This is a genomic window from Hahella sp. HNIBRBA332, assembly GCF_030719035.1.
Taxonomy (GTDB): Bacteria; Pseudomonadota; Gammaproteobacteria; order Pseudomonadales; family Oleiphilaceae; genus Hahella.
Map to the genome: position 1 here is coordinate 4778654 of NZ_CP132203.1, position 18378 is coordinate 4797031.

At 53.7% G+C, this 18378-nt stretch carries 12 protein-coding genes; 4 read left to right on the forward strand and 8 right to left on the reverse strand.

The genetic code is table 11. The features are described from left to right. Nucleotides 1-118 precede the first annotated feature (118 nt). A complete protein-coding gene (gene glnL, locus O5O45_RS21120; protein ID WP_305901319.1) occupies nucleotides 119-1198 on the forward strand; it encodes a nitrogen regulation protein NR(II) in 1080 nt (359 codons plus the stop codon). Next, nucleotides 1195-2631 (forward strand): nitrogen regulation protein NR(I), encoded by a 1437-nt coding sequence (ntrC, locus tag O5O45_RS21125; RefSeq protein ID WP_305901320.1) that lies wholly within the window; start codon nucleotides 1195-1197, stop codon nucleotides 2629-2631. The genes glnL and ntrC overlap by 4 nt, the downstream gene beginning before the upstream one ends. Before the next feature lie 67 nt (nucleotides 2632-2698). Here ntrC and O5O45_RS21130 read toward each other — a convergent pair whose 3' ends face one another. Further along, entirely contained in the window at nucleotides 2699-6574 is a 3876-nt protein-coding gene (locus O5O45_RS21130) for a DUF1631 family protein (RefSeq protein WP_305901321.1), read from the reverse strand. 121 nt (nucleotides 6575-6695) lie between these two features. Between O5O45_RS21130 and O5O45_RS21135 the strand changes: the two genes are divergently transcribed. After that, on the forward strand, nucleotides 6696-7865 hold the full coding sequence (locus O5O45_RS21135; RefSeq protein ID WP_305901322.1) for an aminopeptidase: 1170 nt from the start codon (nucleotides 6696-6698) through the stop codon (nucleotides 7863-7865). A gap of 16 nt (nucleotides 7866-7881) precedes the next feature. Here O5O45_RS21135 and argA read toward each other — a convergent pair whose 3' ends face one another. From argA to coaBC, 7 genes are all read right to left on the reverse strand, one after another. Further along, complete coding sequence (gene argA / locus O5O45_RS21140) at nucleotides 7882-9255, reverse strand: amino-acid N-acetyltransferase (RefSeq protein WP_371748011.1); 1374 nt, start codon at nucleotides 9253-9255, stop codon at nucleotides 7882-7884. Nucleotides 9256-9414: 159 nt separating this feature from the next. Beyond that, on the reverse strand, nucleotides 9415-10560 hold the full coding sequence (argE, locus tag O5O45_RS21145) for an acetylornithine deacetylase (protein WP_305901324.1): 1146 nt from the start codon (nucleotides 10558-10560) through the stop codon (nucleotides 9415-9417). Nucleotides 10561-10616: 56 nt separating this feature from the next. Continuing rightward, entirely contained in the window at nucleotides 10617-11909 is a 1293-nt protein-coding gene (locus O5O45_RS21150) for a hypothetical protein (RefSeq protein WP_305901325.1), read from the reverse strand. Between the two features lie 131 nt (nucleotides 11910-12040). Continuing rightward, on the reverse strand, nucleotides 12041-12949 hold the full coding sequence (gene argB, locus O5O45_RS21155; protein ID WP_011394984.1) for an acetylglutamate kinase: 909 nt from the start codon (nucleotides 12947-12949) through the stop codon (nucleotides 12041-12043). A 68-nt stretch (nucleotides 12950-13017) separates the two neighbouring features. Beyond that, a complete protein-coding gene (locus O5O45_RS32035; protein WP_371747865.1) occupies nucleotides 13018-15669 on the reverse strand; it encodes a phosphomannomutase/phosphoglucomutase in 2652 nt (883 codons plus the stop codon). A gap of 150 nt (nucleotides 15670-15819) precedes the next feature. Next, nucleotides 15820-16278, reverse strand: coding sequence for a dUTP diphosphatase (gene dut / locus O5O45_RS21165; protein ID WP_305901326.1), 459 nt, complete (start codon nucleotides 16276-16278; stop codon nucleotides 15820-15822). 16 nt (nucleotides 16279-16294) lie between these two features. After that, nucleotides 16295-17515: a bifunctional phosphopantothenoylcysteine decarboxylase/phosphopantothenate--cysteine ligase CoaBC gene (coaBC, locus tag O5O45_RS21170; protein WP_305901327.1), complete on the reverse strand. Its 1221-nt coding sequence runs from the start codon at nucleotides 17513-17515 to the stop codon at nucleotides 16295-16297. A 160-nt stretch (nucleotides 17516-17675) separates the two neighbouring features. On the opposite strand from coaBC, the gene radC reads away from it, so the two are divergent. Beyond that, nucleotides 17676-18350 (forward strand): RadC family protein, encoded by a 675-nt coding sequence (radC, locus tag O5O45_RS21175; RefSeq protein WP_127968586.1) that lies wholly within the window; start codon nucleotides 17676-17678, stop codon nucleotides 18348-18350. The last annotated feature ends 28 nt before the right edge of the window (nucleotides 18351-18378 follow it).

The following is an 18378-nucleotide window of genomic DNA, read 5'->3' on the forward strand; positions in this document are numbered from 1 at the left end:
CATAGCTCACATTTGGGCTATCCGCCCCACGCCTGTGCAGAGAACCCGGTAATTCGCACCGCTTTACCGCAGTTCTGGTTTGGATATTGCATTCACAATGCAAAAATAGGTCAACTTTATGCTACCCATCGTTTTTCAGACTCGCTTACTCGAAAATCTGACCACTTCCGTACTGGTTATTGACCCCCAGCAGCGGATTGCATTCAGTAATTCATCCGCCGAAGTGTTGCTGGAAACCAGTGAGCAAAGAGCCCATGGGGCCACCATTAAGGATTTATTGATAGAAGGCAGCTCTACGCTGACCGGGCTGGAGGAGTGCCTGCGCACAGGCCAGACTTATACCCAAAGAGAGGCTGAGTTTCTATTGCCCTCCGGGAACCGTCTTCTGGTTGATTACACGGTCTCTCCCGTGCATATCGTCAACGATGTCTACGTCATCATGGAGATTCAACCCCGTGATCGCCTTTTACGCATCAGTCGTGAGGAAGAACTGCTCTCCAAACAGGAAACCTCCCGCATATTGATTCGCGGACTCGCCCATGAAATCAAAAATCCCTTGGGCGGCATCCGCGGCGCGGCACAGCTTTTGGACAAAGAGTTAAAGGAAGAAGGACTGCATGACTACACCCGCATCATCATCGATGAAGCGGACAGACTGCGCAATCTGGTTGACCGCATGCTTGGCCCCAATCGCAGCTTTAAACAGGAGCCGACCAATATCCATGAAGTGCTTGAGCGGGTGTACAGCCTGATTGAAGTAGAAAGCGCCGGTAAGATAAAGCTCATCCGCGATTACGACCCCAGCATCCCCGAATTCGCCGGCGATAAGGAACAGCTGATTCAAGCCTTCCTGAATATTTGCCGCAACGCCATGCAAGCCTTTGAGGACTACACGCCTCCCGGGTCTGAGGGTCCGCAAATATTATTACGTACACGCCCGCTCAGGCAGTTCACGATCGGTCATACGCGACATCGCCTGGTGGTAAGAGTGGACGTCATCGACAACGGCCCCGGCATTCCATCCGAATTCCTGAATAATATTTTCTACCCGATGGTAAGCGGTCGCGCTCAAGGGACGGGCCTGGGGCTTTCCATCACACAAAGCATAATCGGACAACATAAAGGACTGGTTGAATGTGAAAGCCAGCCCGGCAGTACGAACTTCATCATATTTATTCCACTGGAGCCACTATCATGAGCGCATCACCCAACGTATGGATCATTGATGATGATCGTTCAATTCGATGGGTCTTAGAAAAAGCCCTGGAGCAGGCGCATCTAAATACCCGGTCATTTGAATCCGGGGATGGCGTTCTGCATCGCCTGGAGCGGGAGCAGCCGGATGCCATTATCAGCGACATCCGCATGCCCGGCATTGACGGACTAAGTCTGCTGGGACAGATTCATACCAGCTACCCGCACCTGCCAGTTATTATCATGACCGCACATTCGGACCTGGATAGTGCGGTATCTTCCTACCAAAGCGGCGCCTTCGAATACCTTCCCAAGCCTTTCGACGTGGACGACGCCGTCTCTCTGGTAAAGCGCGCCGTGGCTCATGCGCAAGAACAGATGGCCACCAGCCGCCCCCCAGAAGGAAGCTCCTTGAGCCAGGACACGGAGATCATCGGTGAAGCCCCCGCCATGCAGGAAGTATTCAGAGCCATCGGCAGGCTTTCTCACAGCAATATCACAGTATTAATCAACGGCGAATCCGGCACCGGTAAAGAACTGGTCGCGCGCGCCCTGCATCAGCACAGCCCCAGAGCCGGCAAACCGTTTATTGCTCTCAACATGGCTGCCATACCTAAAGATCTGATCGAGTCCGAATTGTTCGGGCATGAAAAAGGCTCCTTCACCGGGGCTGGAGGCCAACGGCAGGGGCGCTTTGAGCAGGCCAACGGCGGCGCGCTATTTCTGGATGAGATTGGAGACATGCCGCCGGATACCCAGACGCGCCTGCTACGGGTGTTGGCGGACAGCGAGTTCTATCGGGTCGGCGGCGCCACCCCCATCAAAGTGGACGTGCGTATTATCGCCGCCACACATCAGAACTTGGAAAAGCTGGTGCAGGAAGGGCGCTTTAGGGAAGACCTTTTCCACCGTCTGAATGTCATCCGAGTGCATCTACCCAAGCTCAGCGAGCGTCGGGAAGATATCCCTAAACTCGCTGGGCATTTCCTGAAAAAAGCGGCGGAAGAGCTGAATGTCGAGCCCAAGGTGCTGAAAACCGAGGCGGAAGAGTACATGTGTTCGCTGGCATGGCCTGGCAACGTAAGACAGTTGGAAAATACCTGTCGCTGGCTCACGGTGATGGCCTCTGGCCGGGAAATTCACGTTTCCGATCTCCCCCCTGAACTGCAGGAGCAATCCAACCACCGCAGCCCAACCCAGGATTGGCAGGAATCATTGCGCACCTGGGCCGAACAGGAGCTGAAGAAAGGCAAAAGCGGCCTGCTGGATACAGCGGTGCCCACTTTTGAGCGCATCATGATAGAAAGCGCGCTGAAGCAGACGGCAGGAAGAAAGCGCGACGCGGCGCTGCTACTTGGCTGGGGACGCAACACCCTCACCAGAAAAATCAAAGAGCTGGGAATGGCGGGGCACGACGAGAGCGAAGACGACGATTAAGCCTCTCTCGCGAGTCTGGCTACATACAGAACATAAGGGGCCTTCGCGCCCCTGCTCACGCTTTTTTCTAGAAATTCGCCAGCGATTTCGGACGCTCTATATAAAAGCCTTGCACATAATCGACGCCCAGCTTTTGCAGCATCTCCAATGACTCTTTGGTCTCCACCTGCGGAGCGATAATTTCACGCCCCAAGTAATGCGCCATTTCCGTCATGGAGCGAATCATCGTCTGATCGTTTTGATCGGTCGCCACCTCTTTGACAAATGAGCCATCCACCTTGATCAGGTCCACGGGCAACTGCTTGAGATATTGATAGGACGCCATGGCGGTGCCGAAATCACCCAGGCAAAAACGACAGCCATATTCCTGCAGCTCCACAATAAACTCAGAGACATCGCAAAGATTCGAGATCGCGGCTGCTTCCGTGATTTCGAAGCACATTTTGTCCATAGGGCAGTCGTATTTAGTCAACCGCTCAAAGATAAACTCCAGCAATCCCTCATCATTCAGAGAGTGACCGGAGAGGTTGATGCTGACCCCGCCCATCGTTTCAATCTGCTGTCGGTTCTTCGACATCCAGTCCAGCATATGTCCAACCACCCAGCGATCCACCGCCTGCATCCGCTTGTAGGTTTCCGCTGCGCGCACAAAGTCTCCCGCAGGAATCAGGTTGCCGTTGTCATCGTATATGCTGAGCAATATCTCGTATTGGGCGCCCATCTTGGCGGCGGGATGCAGCGGTATGATTTTCTGACAACGCAGCAGCACCCGCTCGTTCTCCAATTCTTTCCCCAGGCTCGCCACCTTCGAGGCGATAGCGTCCCGCCTGGCAATCAGGGCCTGATCGACATCAAACTCTTCGACGCGATTGCCTCCTTTACTCTTGGCGCGACGGGCCGCCTCTTCAACGGCCTGCATCATGTGAGGCACATCCAACACGCCGCCGCTGACCTCCACGTAACCAATACTCGCGGAGATAGAGAAGACGTTGCTTTCCCACTGCAGCTGATACTGGCGCAGCGCCGTGGTGATTTTCTCCACCGCCGCCGTCGCCTCGCCTTCCACCAGCAACATGAATTCATCGCCGCCAAACCGGCATACCAACGTCTTCGGCGTAAAAAGCGACTTCAATAAACTTGCGATATCCTTTAGCGCCTGATCGCCCGCCTCAATACCGGCGGATTCGTTGATCAGACGGAACTGCCCAAGACTGACCAGTAACCCGACAAACTTATCGCCGTCACTAGACTGAGAAAGTTTCACTAACGCCTGGCGCTCAAACTCCTTACGCTGGATAAGCCCGGTCAGTTCATCATGTGACGATGCGTGGCTGAGCTGCTCATAAAGGTCCTGAACCATGGCGTCCAGACCTTGATCGACCACTGGCGTATCCACCGACTCATCCGGCTCGGCAATGCCTTTTTGCAGGTAGGCCGCCAGCGTCAGCGCGTCCAGGTCAATCACCTTCATCCCCTGATGATTCACGAAAACATAACGTGAAAAGCTGCGCCCAACCCAGACCAGCCGAATAAATTCCGCCTCTTTCTCATCACGTTCCAATCGCAGCCAATCTCCGACCTTCAGTTTTTGCGCTCGCATCAGCCAACGCTGCAGCCCCCTTTGCCTGGCTTCGCCCAGCAGTTGCACGCCTGGATCACTGATTTCTTCCCGATTATCCGGCATGGTCACCATTTCAGGCTCGGCCCCCACACTACGTACGAGGAGGCGTTTAAGTTCGTCGCGAATATGGCCAGACGGCATATGATTGGAGGAGATGGCGGAAAGACCATCCTGAATAATGCGTAGCAGTTCCGGCAAGTTGAACTCGAAACTTGGGTCATCGCCGACATGAATCAGCGTATCCAAAACGCTCAGGTAGTCATACCAGGCCTGACTAGAGGGGCCTTGCCGAATATAGGTCAACGACAGTAAGTCTCGCCACCCCCCATTCAGCAATGTCGCCACCGCACGCGGCACCTGCTTGCCGGCGATACGTTGTTCAATTTCGTCAATCACCGCCTGCTTGGCTTCCTCAACTTTCTGCTGCCCTTCCGCCGCTGCGGTGACCCTTTCCACATTCCGACGATAGAGTAGGTTCTGTCGCTCCAGCAATTCATCCAAATCCGCAAGCGCTTCATCAAATACGCCTGGGTCCCGTTCATGATCCACCTGAATACGATGAATGAGCGTATTGATGCGATCCAACGCCGATTGGCTGCTCCTCCCCCCCTTGACGCCGATCTGCGCAATTCGGTTAATGACTTTGTGCGCTGTATTTTCATGCTGCTCCAGGAAGTCTGGGTTGCGCATCAGCAAACGCAGCACAGGTAGCTCCAGCCCCTTGATCTGCATCTTGGCGATTCCGCTAAGCTTCTGGTTTTTCAAAAGGCTGGCGAAAAACCGGTCCACGACATCCAGGGCCTTGTCCTGCTCCGCCCCAAAAGATTTCAAACCCGCTTCATTATTCTGTAGCACATTGAACAAGCGCTCACGCAATCCTGATTCTTCAAGACTAACGCCCTCCCCAGGCGGAGCCTGCTGCACAGCCTGCAAGTTGAACAATATTTCTTCATTGCGAAACTGGGGCGCCTCAGACGCTTTTGGAAAGGGCGGCGCTTGCTGCTCTTTTTGCTTCAACAAGGCGCGATTGCTTTCCAGGATTTCAAACAGCTTGTTCACCGCTGCGAAACTGGTTTCCGCATCCGCCAGGTAACCATGCATATCCCTTTCGCCCTGCGCTCCTGATAGCGGAGGAGCTGGGGGAGTAACAGGACTGCCAGGCTGCGTGGACTCCTCTTGATTAGAGCCCATCAGCTTTTGACGCAATTGCTCAGCGCGCTCTTTATCCTCCGCACTGAACGGACCTTGTTTGCTCTCAGTTGGCGGTTTCTTTACGCTTTCCTCTTCCGCCGCCTTCTTTTCCGCCTCTGGAGTGCTTAAGTATTTCGACAAATCAAGATTGGGCAGCACACCCCGCCGAACCAACAGGTCATTGATTTCCGCATATACAGGCCCGAGTTCGGCCAGCACAGTGCGTTCGAACACTCTCAGGCACAGGCGCTCAGCCGGCAATGGTAGATGCAGTTGAATCAGGGTGTCACGCAAGGCATAACATAACAGCGGCGGCCCCACAGCGTTGTTATATCCCTTGTGGCAAACCACTCCGGCGGCGTCCAAGCGCATCTTCAACTGCACCAGAACAGCCCGGTATGTGGTTTCCGCTTTTGTGACCATAACTTTCAGCGTAAGCCAGTCTTCAAACTCGGACTTATCTATTAATGATAAATCCGTGCGCTCTTCTTCCTTTTTGGCGGCGCTCTCCGCTCGGGGCGTCAGCGCCTGGCCAACATGCTTGAAAAACTGGCTGGAAAAAATTTCATTCTGTTTCGCCAGGGCAATGGCGGCGTCGGCAAGTTGAGAGCGCTGGTTATCCGTAGGCGCAGTATTAATGGCCTCGTCGAAACTTTTCGGCAAGGCGCGCAAATAGGTATCAAACAAGGGCGTCAAATGCTGGTGAATGACCCGCTCGCACTGCCTCATCAACAACGAAGCGGAGTCCGTGGAGCTTTTTGGTGCGCCAGGGCCAATGTTTTCGGCCCCACATATACGCAGCAGGGCGGTCACCGCCGCCATATTGCCTTCCGCAAAGCTTCCTCCCATTGCGCTGTCGATGGCTCTCACCACATTCACTTTCAGTGTATGGTTGCGATTCACGAAAGGATCAATAAAACTCACTTGTACGCGCTGACCGGCGGTAAAGCCGCTATGCTTGAGGCGCTGAGCCGTCTCAGTGGGATAGGTGACATAAACGCCTTCCGGGCAGAAATCCGCAATCGTGCATGACAGGCCACTCAATCCCTTAAAGTCGAGAGATGCGCTCAACTGAATGGGACGCCGTGGACTCGCACGCCGCTCCTGTTCTCTGCCACTGATTTCCGACATGGGTTTCTGTAGGTTAAGTTAATTAACTAAGAAGGCGCCGGTCGCCGCTATCGCTCCGCCCGCATCAGAGCGCTAATACCAGTATAGACAGCCAATAAATTTTTGGAGAAAGAGTTCGCCAATGGCTTTACTAAAAAAAACCTATCCTTTATCTCCAGTTATAAAACTTTTACCTCTGTTACTGATGGGGTTGCTGGTTCTGGGAGGCTGTCAATCTACGGGGTTTATGTTGCAGGCGATTCAGGGGCAGTGGGAGATCCTGCAGAAGAAGCGCCCCATTGAAGAAGTCGTGCAGGAAGACGCGACGCCCGCCAATCTCCGTGAACGGCTTGAATATGTCATGCAAGTCAGAGAATTCGCCGCCACCTCCTTGCACCTTCCCGTGGAGGAAGCATATAGCGAATATGCCGACCTTGAACGCCCCTATGTCGTCTGGAACGTTTTTGCCGCGCCGGAGTTTTCTATGCGCAGTAAAACATGGTGTTACCCCATCGCAGGCTGCGTCGCCTACCAGGGTTATTTCGCCGAGCGGCCCGCCCATGAAGCCGCTGAAGCACTGACGAGCGAAGCGTTCGACACCCATGTGGGCGGCGTCCCGGCTTACTCAACCTTGGGCTGGTTCGACGACCCGGTCCTGAATACATTCATTTGGTATGACCCTGTGGATTTGGCCGGGCTGCTTTTTCATGAACTGGCGCACCGCAGACTGTATATAAAGGGAGACACCGCCTTTAATGAAAGCTGGGCGACCGCCATCGAGCAGGAAGGAGTGCAGAGATATATCCAATACACTTCTAACACACCCTCGCAGAATGCGCCACCACTGCTCAGCATCTACTCCGCAGACGCCATTAATGCTCGCTACGCCGAGCGCGCTCAGAGTCGGGAACAGTTCGTCGCCTTGGTGAAGCAAACTATTGGTGAACTGGAAGCGCTATATAAAGAAAGCCTGTCTCAGGAAGACAAACGCGCCCGCAAAACGGAAATCATTGAAGTATTACGCGCCCGATACACGAAGCTAGCGCAACAGCGCAAGATATCCTCAGGCTATGAACGCTGGTTCAACGCGCCAATTAACAACGCCAAGTTACTGACAGTCGCCAATTACCACCAATGGACGCCAGGGTTACGTTACAAAATCCGCGAGCTGGGCGACCTCAATGCCTTTTATCAGTGGTCGGAATCCCTGGCGGACCTGAGTAAAGAAGAACGCATGGAAGTGTTGATAAAGTTGAATGAACTGGCGCAGCACAGCGCCGCCAGTTCATTCGAGAGTGAGACAAGTAAATAGAGGACAGCGCGGACGCCTAGTCCAGATTTTTAACAAATACCTTTGAATTACGTTGCAGGTTGTACATGCTTTGCTTTTTCACTGGTAAATCCGCAACCTGCCCCAACTGAAAGCCCCGCTCGATAAACCAGTGGGCCGTTTGTGTAGTCAGAACAAAGAGTTTGCTCATATTGGCGGATTTGGCGCGACGCTCGGCGTAGGCCAACAGCTGATCGCCACGGCCCTGCTTGCGATAGCTGTTTCTGACCGCGACACAAGCCAGCTCCACACAGCGTTCATCTTCGAACGAGTACAAGGCGGCGCAGCCGATGATGGCGCCGTCGCGATCATCAACGATGAAATTGCCAATCTCCTGCTCAAGCAGCTCGCGAGAGCGCCTTACCAGGACGCCCTGTTCCTCCAAAGGCCGGATCAGCGCCAATATGCCGCCGACATCGTCAATAGTGGCGGGGCGAATCTCATCATAGGAATCATCGGTGATTAAGCTGCCGACGCCATCACGCGTAAACATCTCTTGCAGTAAAGCGCCGTCTTCCGCATAGCTGATCAGATGCGCTCGCCGGACGCCATTTTGCAGAGCGCGACAGACTGATGAGAGCTGTCGGAATTCTTCTGTGTCAGAGGCTAGATTCTGCAAATGCTGCAATGCATCATTCACAGACAAATCACGCAAGACGCCGCCATCAGGTCCAGTCAGTCCCCGTTTTGGGCCAAATACGATCAGCTTGTCCGCCTTCAACGCCACGGCAGCGGAAGCCGCCACATCTTCACAAGAGAGATTGAAAACCTCTCCTGTCGGCGAATATCCCAATGTAGGCAACAGGACGATCTGCCCCATCGCCAATAGCTTGTGAATAGGCTCCGCCTGGACTTTTCGCACAAACCCCGTATGACAGTGGTCGACCCCATCCACCACCCCCACGGGTTTGGCGATGACAAAGTTGCCGCTGATCACCTGCAGCGCCGCGCCGTGCATGGGAGAGTTCACCAGCCCCATGGACAGCTTGGCCTCCAATTCCGTGCGCAAACGCCCAACCGCTTCACACACGCAAGGCAACGCCTCTCCATCCGTAATACGCACGCCGTGATGATGGTGAGACTGCAAATCAGACTCCTGCAACCTGGCCTCGATTTGTGGCCGGGCGCCGAAGGCCACGACCAAACGCAGGCCCAGACTGTTGAGCAGAGAAATATCCTGCACGATGGTGTTGATGCCAGCATGCGCCAGCGCTTCGCCGGTGAGAAGAATGACGACGGTTCGACCACGATAGGCATTGATATAAGGAGACGAATGTCGGAACCAGTAAACCTGCTGCGCTGGATCGCGTTGCACGGCGCCGCCGGATTGCGCACCGAGGGAGGGAGGTTTTTCCTGATTTAATTCATTCATAGTCGCCAGTCTCAATTCTTTCCTGGGCGCATCCCAGGCGGTTAATCCAGCCATACGCTCATACTGAAGCTCTAAATACCCTCCAGCAGGAGCGGCTGCCGCTTAGCATAAGGCAATTTGCAGATTTGAAAAGTCCGGGGAAATAACTTATTCCGAGCGCTATAGACACAGACGTCGTATAAGCTCTTCCAGCAGTTTCATCATAGGGGAAATACGATCCAGAGCCACGTATTCGTCAGGCTGGTGCGCCTGATCAATGTCTCCAGGTCCCAGGACAAGCGTTTCTGCTCCCAAATGTTTGAAAAACGGCGCTTCCGTCGCAAACGCAACGCTTCCGGAGGTTTTCCCCGTCAGCTCTTCACAAATACGAACCAAACGACTGTCCTCTCGTTCCTGGAAACTGTCTACGCCCTCAAACAGAGGCCGTAGCTGAATATCCACTTCATGTTTTTCCGCGATGCTACGTAATCGGCTGCGTATACTGTCACGCACCGTCTCCATGGGCATTCCCGGCATTAAGCGCACGTCATATTGCAGCTCACAACTCTTGCAGATGCGATTGGGATTATCTCCGCCATGGATGCACCCCAGGTTTAGGGTTGGATAGGGCACAGCAAATCCAGGATTGCTGTATTGCTCCATCCATGACGTACGCAGTTCCCTCAAACTGATCATCACATCCGTCATCGCCTCCAGCGCGTTGCGTCCTAACGCTGGCTGCGACGAGTGCCCAGACCGGCCCTCCACTTTGATAGAGTCCATCAATATGCCTTTGTGCTGACGAATGGGTCGCATACCTGTCGGCTCTCCGATGACCACATAGTCTCCGTAATTTTTAGCCGCCTGCATTAACCGTCGCGCGCCATCCATTGAGCTTTCTTCATCCGCTGTAGCGATCAGCGTCACCGGCTTGCGTAAATACGGCAGGGCTGGAGCCAACGCCGCCAGCGCCAGAGCGAAAAAACCTTTCATATCGCAAACGCCCAAGCCGTACCACTTGCCGTCCCTTTCACTCAGCTTGAACGGATCGCTATTCCAGGCGCCATCGTCATAGGGAACTGTATCTGTATGCCCCGCCAGCACTAACCCCCCTTCGCCCTGCCCAGCCTTGGCGACCAGATTCCATTTATCTTCAGCTTCGTTCACCGGCAATAACGTCACATCCATCCCCAGGGATTCGCACCATTGCGCTAACCGCTGCACCACCGGGCGGTTACTTTGATCCCATCGTGGCAATGTGCTGCTCACGGATGGAATGGCGACTAGCTCGCGGATCATGGTTTCCAGCTTCGGCAGCTCGGGCATGCGTACTCCTCTGGCTTGAAAGTGATTACGGGTCGCCTTGGGCGACCGCATAATGGCTATTTATATACCTTAATCTCCGCAATATCGCGCTTCTTGATGTGGAAGCTCACCGACCCCGTCTGTAAAGGCACAGCCACATCTATTTGGTATTCCAGCACTTTTTCGATACTGCCCTCAACCAACTTACCCGAGTTCTCCTTGAGCCTGACGGGATACCCCACGTATGCGTCCAGTTCGTCCACTTCTACCTGGCGATACGCCTTTTCAACCTTGGGAGGTGGTGGCGGTGGCGCGTCAACCACAACAGGAGGCGGAGATAAAAACGCCTTCAACTTGGCTTGATCAATATTTGCGCTCAAATCCGGAATCATGACTTGATTCATTCGCAGTTGCAGCCCCAGAGCATCCACAATGGAGCTCATATCCATAAAGGCGAGCAAACTGTAATCCAGATCCTCAACAGGGTTCAGGATAAACTCGAAAGATCCGTCGCCTTTTAAGTAGACTGCGTATGCGTTAACCAAATCAGCGCTTGGAGTAACGCCCGCTTCAGCCAGAATCTGCTGACTTTTCTCTATGCTCCCCTCCACAAATTGCGCGGGACTGTCGCCTGTTTTCTTGGTGCAAAACAAAGTCAGCCGCTTGATAAACGAAGCATCCTCATACAAATACGTCAGATACTTCAGTCGCGGCAACCTGGTCCCTTCAGATGGAGGCCAAGAGAAGTTGCGATCCACATCAATGTCCAGGCGCCCCTGGATATTGCTTACTCCTTGGATATCCGTGTTAAAAAACAAGCTCAGCATGGAGGACATTGAGTTGTAGTTATATCCCCAAGAAGCGTCGACCTGTAAACGGTCGTACCCCATTTCACGCATCTCTTTGACATCGACGCCATCTACATCACCGCAGTCAATCGCCAAGAACTCTCCAACATTATGAGAACCATCCGGCTCAGATTTGTAGTTCTCCCAAGAATCCACCATCGGCAAATTAGCGTGGACCACTGAGATCTCCAGGGAGTCAGGCATCCCTGCATCCGCGCTTTGCGGCGAACGACGATTCAACGGAGAGTAGTAGTCAAGCATGGCGAACACTGACGGAAACTTCAGGCTGATTTCCTGAATGGGAATGGTCTCCCGCAATTGGAAAGGCGTAAGCTTGACGTCTTTGATGATGATCTCGCCTTCTAGGTTGGAGCTGATCCAGCCGTAATCCACCGCCATATGAAGCGCTGTCGCTTCTTTAAATTTGGCGATTGCCTGATCCGTCTGATACCAGACCAATCCTTTGAACGCCCCATAGGCCCCTAATACAACTAAAAAAGTAGTGACTATAAATTTCTTCATGAGGTCAGCATCCGAATATTTGCTTACTAATCAATGCGCGACTTAATTAAAGCAGCCTAGTCCGCAAAAACAAACAGGCCCGGTGTGAACCGGGCCTCAGCCTGAAGGCTTTTCTGCGGTTTGGCGCCAGATCAGGCGTCGTCGCAGCCTTTGCGAGTTATCAGGGTGCCTACGCCTTCATCGGTAAAGATTTCCAATAGCGTAGCGTGGGGGACCCGGCCATCGATGATATGAGCGCTATGCACGCCATTTTTCACCGCTGACAGGGCACATTCGATCTTGGGCAGCATTCCACCGTGAATAGTGCCATCAGCGATCAGCTCGTCGACTTGTTTTGTGCTCAAACCAGTTAACACTTTGCCTTCTTTATTCATCAGGCCGGCGATGTTGGTAAGCAGCATCAGCTTTTCCGCCTGCAGCACTTCAGCGACTTTACCTGCGACCAGATCGGCGTTGATATTGTAAGACGCGCCGTCCTGCCCTACGCCAATAGGCGCAATGACGGGGATGCAATCGCTGTCAGTGAGCATGGTGATAATATCTTTGCGTACGCCCGTGACCTCCCCGACATGGCCAATATCGATAATCTCCGGCTTTTGCATATCAGGTGTGGCGCGGGTTACTTCTAATTTTCGCGCGGTAATGAAGTTGGCGTCTTTGCCAGTCAGACCGATAGCTTTACCGCCGTTGCGGTTGATCAGGGCGACGATGTCTTTGTTAACCGAGCCGCCCAGCACCATCTCCACCACATCCATGGTTTCGCTGTCCGTTACACGCAGTCCGTTTATAAAACTGGATTTGATATTCAGCCGCTGCAGCAAATCGCCGATTTGCGGTCCACCACCATGCACGACGATAGGGTTAATCCCCACCAGTTTCATCATGACCACATCTCGGGCGAAGCTGTTCTTCAACTCTTCATCCGTCATGGCGTTGCCGCCGTATTTGATCACAATGGTTTTCCCCGCAAAGCGCTGTATGTAAGGCAGCGCTTTGCTCAATACCGCCGCAACCTGGAGGGCGTTATCTCGATCAAGCATAATTCCGTTAGTCTCCTGCGAATCTCAATGCACAGTTTCAGCGAGCCCACTCCCGGACCCGCTGTGATTTAAAAAGGAACCGACAAAGAAGGGTCCACGGCCAACAACTGATCGCGGAAGACCTTTTGAATGCGCCCCAATGCGTCCTGACTCTCCGCCTCAAAGCGCAGCACCAGCACAGGCGTGGTATTAGAAGCCCTACACAAGCCCCAGCCATCAGCGTACTCAACTCTCACGCCATCAATGCTGGACACGTTACCATCGCCCCAAGATGCGTTTTGGGACAGTTTTTCCATGACCATAAACTTGCTGCTGTCGCTGACCGCAATGTTAATTTCCGGAGTGGAAACATCTTCCGGGAACTCATCAAACACAGCGTCTGCGTTGCGCTCATCGATACCAAGAATTTCTAACAGACGAGCGGCGCTGTATATGCCATCGTCAAAACCGAACCAGCGCTCCTTGAAGAAAATATGGCCGCTCATCTCGCCCGCCAGCAATGCGCCAGTCTCTTTCATCTTCGCCTTGATCAGCGAGTGCCCGGTCCGCCACATGATGGGACGACCGCCATAACTGGAAATAAGAGAGTTCAGGCGGCGGCTGCATTTCACATCGAAAATAACATCAGCGCCAGGATTACGAGAAACGACATCCTTGGCGAACAACATCAACAGACGATCCGGCCATATGATCTTACCTTTCGCCGTAACCACGCCTATGCGGTCGCCATCGCCATCAAAGGCAACACCGATATCAGCGCCGACCTCCTTCACCTTTGCAATGAGCGCCTGCAGGTTTTCTGGCTTGCCCGGATCTGGATGGTGATTAGGGAAGTTGCCATCCACGTCACAGAACAGCGGCGTTACTTCGCAGCCCAATTCTTCGATCAGCTTGGGCGCGATATCGCCAGCAACGCCATTGCCTGCATCCAGCACCACTTTAAGCGGAGCCGCGACAGCAATATCATTAACGATGGCGTCAATATAATTTTGGCGAATATCCTGGTTTCTCAGCTCGCCCTGCCCTTTGACATAGTTCTGTGTACGTATCCGCTGCAGTAGCTTCTGGATCTCCGCCTGCGCCAGCGTATCTCCCGCCAACATCATCTTAACGCCATTGTATTCAGCGGGATTATGGCTGCCAGTCACCATAGCGCCGGAGAGCGTTTGAGTATGGTGCGCGGCAAAATAAAGCACTGGCGTAGGCACGAGCCCCACATTAATGACATTAACGCCGGTCGTCATGATTCCTTGCGCCAGCGCCCTGGCTAGCGCCGAGCTGGATTCGCGGCCGTCATAGCCCAGACACATATCCGTCACATTTTTCTGACGCGCTTCAGAACCGAGCGCTCGCCCGATCTCATACATCACTTTGACGTCTAATGTGTCGTCCACTACTCCGCGAATATCGTAGGCCCGGAAAATGGTCTCAGAGACATTCACCACCTGAGATTCATTGACTTCCATTGACGCCCCCTCACCAAAGTCGGAGGCGGGTTCGTCATCGTGTAGCCCCAGCAGATCGTCGTCCTCCCCCAGCATGCTGATGTCCAACGCATCATCATTTTGAAACAGCGGAGCCGCCTCCTCTTTGGCAGGCTGAGGCGCTTTCTTGGCCGGAGCCGCCTCCGCCCCTGTCTCAGCAGACGTGGCTTTGGACTTGGAGGGGATTGAGCGCTTCACAACGGTCTGACGCGCCTGATCCAGCAGCACCACCATTGAATGGAAAGATAGCAGGGAGATCTTTGGCGAACTGGGTTTCTCCCCCATAATGCAGGCTTGGCCAAACGCAGTAACCGCCGAGATATCCTTGCGCACTTTTTTGGTGAACAAAAATACTGGCGCCGCCGCCAGTCCCGCAGCCAATAACGCGATAGCCAGAGCGACTATCCACAACATCTGGTCGCTATAGGAAAAGCGGGCTGACTCATTGGGATAATAGGCCACTTGCCATTGCGGCAAAGCCGTGGCGCCCACCAACTTGTCGCCAGAGCCTTGCCCATGCTCTATCACCACTCGTTGCTGTCCGCCGACGGACTGCAACAACTGATACTTCCCGCCGCCGGTCTGACGCCAAGTCGGCTCAAGAATCTCAGTGCTAAACATTACTAAAACAGTACCCACGATCACGTTGGAATCTGTTTGCACCGGCTTTACGACTTGAATAAACCATTTTTCGTTAGATACGAAGGCTTCCAGACGCACCGCCTTGCCTTGTTCTACGTTACGCACCATATCCAGGCTGGCGAAGCTGACCGGCACCGGAGATTCCGTGTCGCGCACGCCTCTCCCCTTCTGAAACGCGACCGCCCGCACTGCGGCGGGCAACGTTTTAGTGGCGATACCTGTGACTTGGGCGCGCACCTGATCATCCACAAACCTGGCGGCGTCCACACTGCCCGCCAAGACAGCGACCTGATCCTCAATAAATTTTAGGCGGTTATTAATGACGGATACCGCCGCATCCAGATTACTCTTCTGGGTTGCGGCATTGACTTCATCCACCAAAGGCTGCAACACCGTGGATTTCAATACAAAAGCGGTGATGACGACACAGACCGCCGCTAAGGCTGCGCTCAGTCCGGCGAAAAGTCCCGGGGCGGCAAGCCCTTTGGTTTCCGTCTGTTTGCTTTTGTTCGCTGGGGCCGGTTTGGGCTTCTGTACGCCATTACCGTTCGCTTTGCCGTTAGTCTCCGCCTGCTTCTTTTTCATCGGTTTCATTGATAAGCCAATTTACCTTTTATTCGCATTTCGCCACATGGCCTCAGCACGCCCTTTGCACACTGAGGCTAAAGTCATGTAAAGAATACACATTTCCTGCAACTCGGCCTACGCCGCTTAGTTGCGGCGGTTATCAAAACGAGCAAATGCTTATTTAGTTCCCGTTGAACCAAAGCCGCCTGCGCCACGCGAGCTGTCATTAAAGTCGTCAACAATTTCAAATCCGACTTGCACCACCGGCACGATAACCATCTGCGCTATACGTTCGCCAACATTAATGGTGAACGCCTCGCTCCCTCTGTTCCAGCATGAGACCATGACCTCACCTTGGTAATCCGAGTCAATCAGACCAACCAGGTTGCCCAGGACAATTCCGTGCTTGTGTCCCAGACCCGAGCGAGGCAGCAGCATAGCCGCCAATCCAGGATCAGCAAGATGGATCGCCATGCCCGTTGGTATAAGCGTAGTCTCCCCCGGTTGAAGCGTGACAGGTTCCGCCAAACAGGCGCGCAAATCCAGACCAGCGGAGCCGTCAGTTGCATATGCGGGTAGTGGGATTTCCTTGCCCAGACGTTTATCCAGAACTTTCACGAGTAATGCTTGTTTCATGAACCTCAGACCAAATTCAATTATCAGTAGACTGTGTTTTTCGATAGTGCTGGACGATATGAGACATTAATTGTCCCGCAAGCGCCTGCTTGGATTGTTTAGCTATTGAAATCACCTCATCCCGGCTGATGAGGGAAACTTCGTTATCATCGCTGTTAAAGCCGATGTCTTTACGAGAAACATCGTTTGCGATGATCAGATTGATATTTTTACGCTCCAGCTTGCCGCGCGCGTATTCCTGCACTTTCTGGGTTTCCGCAGCAAAGCCGACCGTAAATGGAGCGTCTTGCAAGGCGGCGACGTCCGCAAGAATATCAGGGTTACGCGTTAACGCTATCTGTAGCTGTTCGGCGGACTTTTTCATTTTTTGGTCAGCTATTGTTACAGGCCGATAATCTGCAACCGCCGCTGCAGAAATGAAGATATCCGCCCCGGCCTGCACCGCAGCCAACGCTTCCGCGTGCATTTCCAATGCGCCTTCCACATTAACGACCTTTACGCCTCCAGGCCTGCGCAAAGCGACCGGCCCGGAAATCAAAGTGACCTGCGCGCCCATACCGGCCGCTGCTTCCGCCAGGGCATACCCCATTTTCCCCGAACTGTCGTTACTGATGTAACGCACGGGGTCAATACGTTCGCGGGTCGGCCCCGCAGTAATCACGACATTACAGTTCCTGAGCTGCTCGCCCAAGGCGAAATGCGCTTCCGTCAAAGCAAGCATAGCAGCCGGCTCCAACATCCGCCCGGGGCCTAAATCTCCACACGCCTGCTCACCCGCATCAGGCCCCCAAATAAAGGCGCGTGGTCGCAACGAAACCAGTTTTTGCACATTAGCCTGAGTCATGGGGCTGCGCCACATGGCTTGATTCATTGCAGGCGCTACCGCCAATGGCGCCTCACTGGCCAACAGCACAGTGGTGAGAAGATCATCCGCCAATCCGCCCGCGATTCTGGCGATAGCATCCGCGGATGCCGGCGCAACGATGATTAAGTCCGCCCATCGAGCCAATTCAATATGCCCCATCCCCATCTCAGCTTCGGGATCCAGAAGGCTGTCTCTAACGGGTCTGCCTGATAGCGCCTGGAAGGTTAACGGGGTGATAAACGCTTTTGCGCCTGAGGTCATCAGCACTTGCGTTTCAGCGCCGCTTTTCACCAACAGCCGGGTTAGTTCAGCGCATTTATAAGCGGCGATCCCACCAGTGATCGCCAGTAAAACTTTTCTGCCGGTAAGCATCGCGTTACTTCACTCTGTCCCCGTTTTGACTGGGGCTACGATAGCACCAGTCCGTTTTTTTTTCATCGCATTTGTATATAATAGCGGCCGTTTTGATTGCCGCAGCATATCAAAGCAAAGACGTATTTAATGGATGAACAAATTAGTAAAAGGATTTTGTATGCCTATCTCCGATTGGCCAAAGGCCGACCGTCCTCGTGAAAAACTCATCGCCCATGGCGCCAGCAAATTAAGTGAAACCGAGCTTCTCGCTATATTCTTCCGAACCGGCTCCCGCGGCCGCAGTGCGGTGGACCTTGCCCGCGACACCATCAACCAATTCGGCGGACTTCGTCCCTTACTGGACGCCAGCCTGGATGAATTCACCCAGGTTCCCGGTCTAGGGGAAGCAAAATACAGCCAACTGCAGGCGGCAACGGAACTCGCCAAGCGCTACCTGCAAGAGAAAATGCAGCGAAGCCATAATCTCACCAGCCCCGAGCTGACGAGGGAATATCTGAGCGCCCATCTGCGACATTATCCGTATGAGGTTTTCGCCGCCTTATTTCTAGACAACCAGCACCGCGTGATCGCCTACGAGGAGTTATTTCGCGGCACTATCGACTCCGCTAGCGTGCATCCACGAGAAGTGGTGCGCAGAGTGCTAAAACACAATGCCGCCGCTATAATATTCGCTCACAATCACCCGTCCGGCGTCGCGGAGCCGAGCCTTAGCGACAAGGAAATCACAGAAACTCTGCGCAAAGCGTTAAGATTGGTTGACGTGCGAGTACTGGACCATATGATTGTCGGCGACGGAGAAGTCGTTTCTCTGGCGGAGCGGGGTTGGATTTAAACTCTCCGCCCATATAAAGAAGCGCTTG

Coding starts and splice junctions, on each gene's coding strand:
- glnL (WP_305901319.1), top strand. CDS start 119: ATGCTACCCATCGTTTTTCAGACTCGCTTACTCGAAAATCTGACCACT.
- ntrC (WP_305901320.1), top strand. CDS start 1,195: ATGAGCGCATCACCCAACGTATGGATCATTGATGATGATCGTTCAATT.
- O5O45_RS21130 (WP_305901321.1), bottom strand. CDS start 6,574: ATGTCGGAAATCAGTGGCAGAGAACAGGAGCGGCGTGCGAGTCCACGG.
- O5O45_RS21135 (WP_305901322.1), top strand. CDS start 6,696: ATGGCTTTACTAAAAAAAACCTATCCTTTATCTCCAGTTATAAAACTT.
- argA (WP_371748011.1), bottom strand. CDS start 9,255: ATGAATGAATTAAATCAGGAAAAACCTCCCTCCCTCGGTGCGCAATCC.
- argE (WP_305901324.1), bottom strand. CDS start 10,560: ATGCCCGAGCTGCCGAAGCTGGAAACCATGATCCGCGAGCTAGTCGCC.
- O5O45_RS21150 (WP_305901325.1), bottom strand. CDS start 11,909: ATGAAGAAATTTATAGTCACTACTTTTTTAGTTGTATTAGGGGCCTAT.
- argB (WP_011394984.1), bottom strand. CDS start 12,949: ATGCTTGATCGAGATAACGCCCTCCAGGTTGCGGCGGTATTGAGCAAA.
- O5O45_RS32035 (WP_371747865.1), bottom strand. CDS start 15,669: ATGAAACCGATGAAAAAGAAGCAGGCGGAGACTAACGGCAAAGCGAAC.
- dut (WP_305901326.1), bottom strand. CDS start 16,278: ATGAAACAAGCATTACTCGTGAAAGTTCTGGATAAACGTCTGGGCAAG.
- coaBC (WP_305901327.1), bottom strand. CDS start 17,515: ATGCTTACCGGCAGAAAAGTTTTACTGGCGATCACTGGTGGGATCGCC.
- radC (WP_127968586.1), top strand. CDS start 17,676: ATGCCTATCTCCGATTGGCCAAAGGCCGACCGTCCTCGTGAAAAACTC.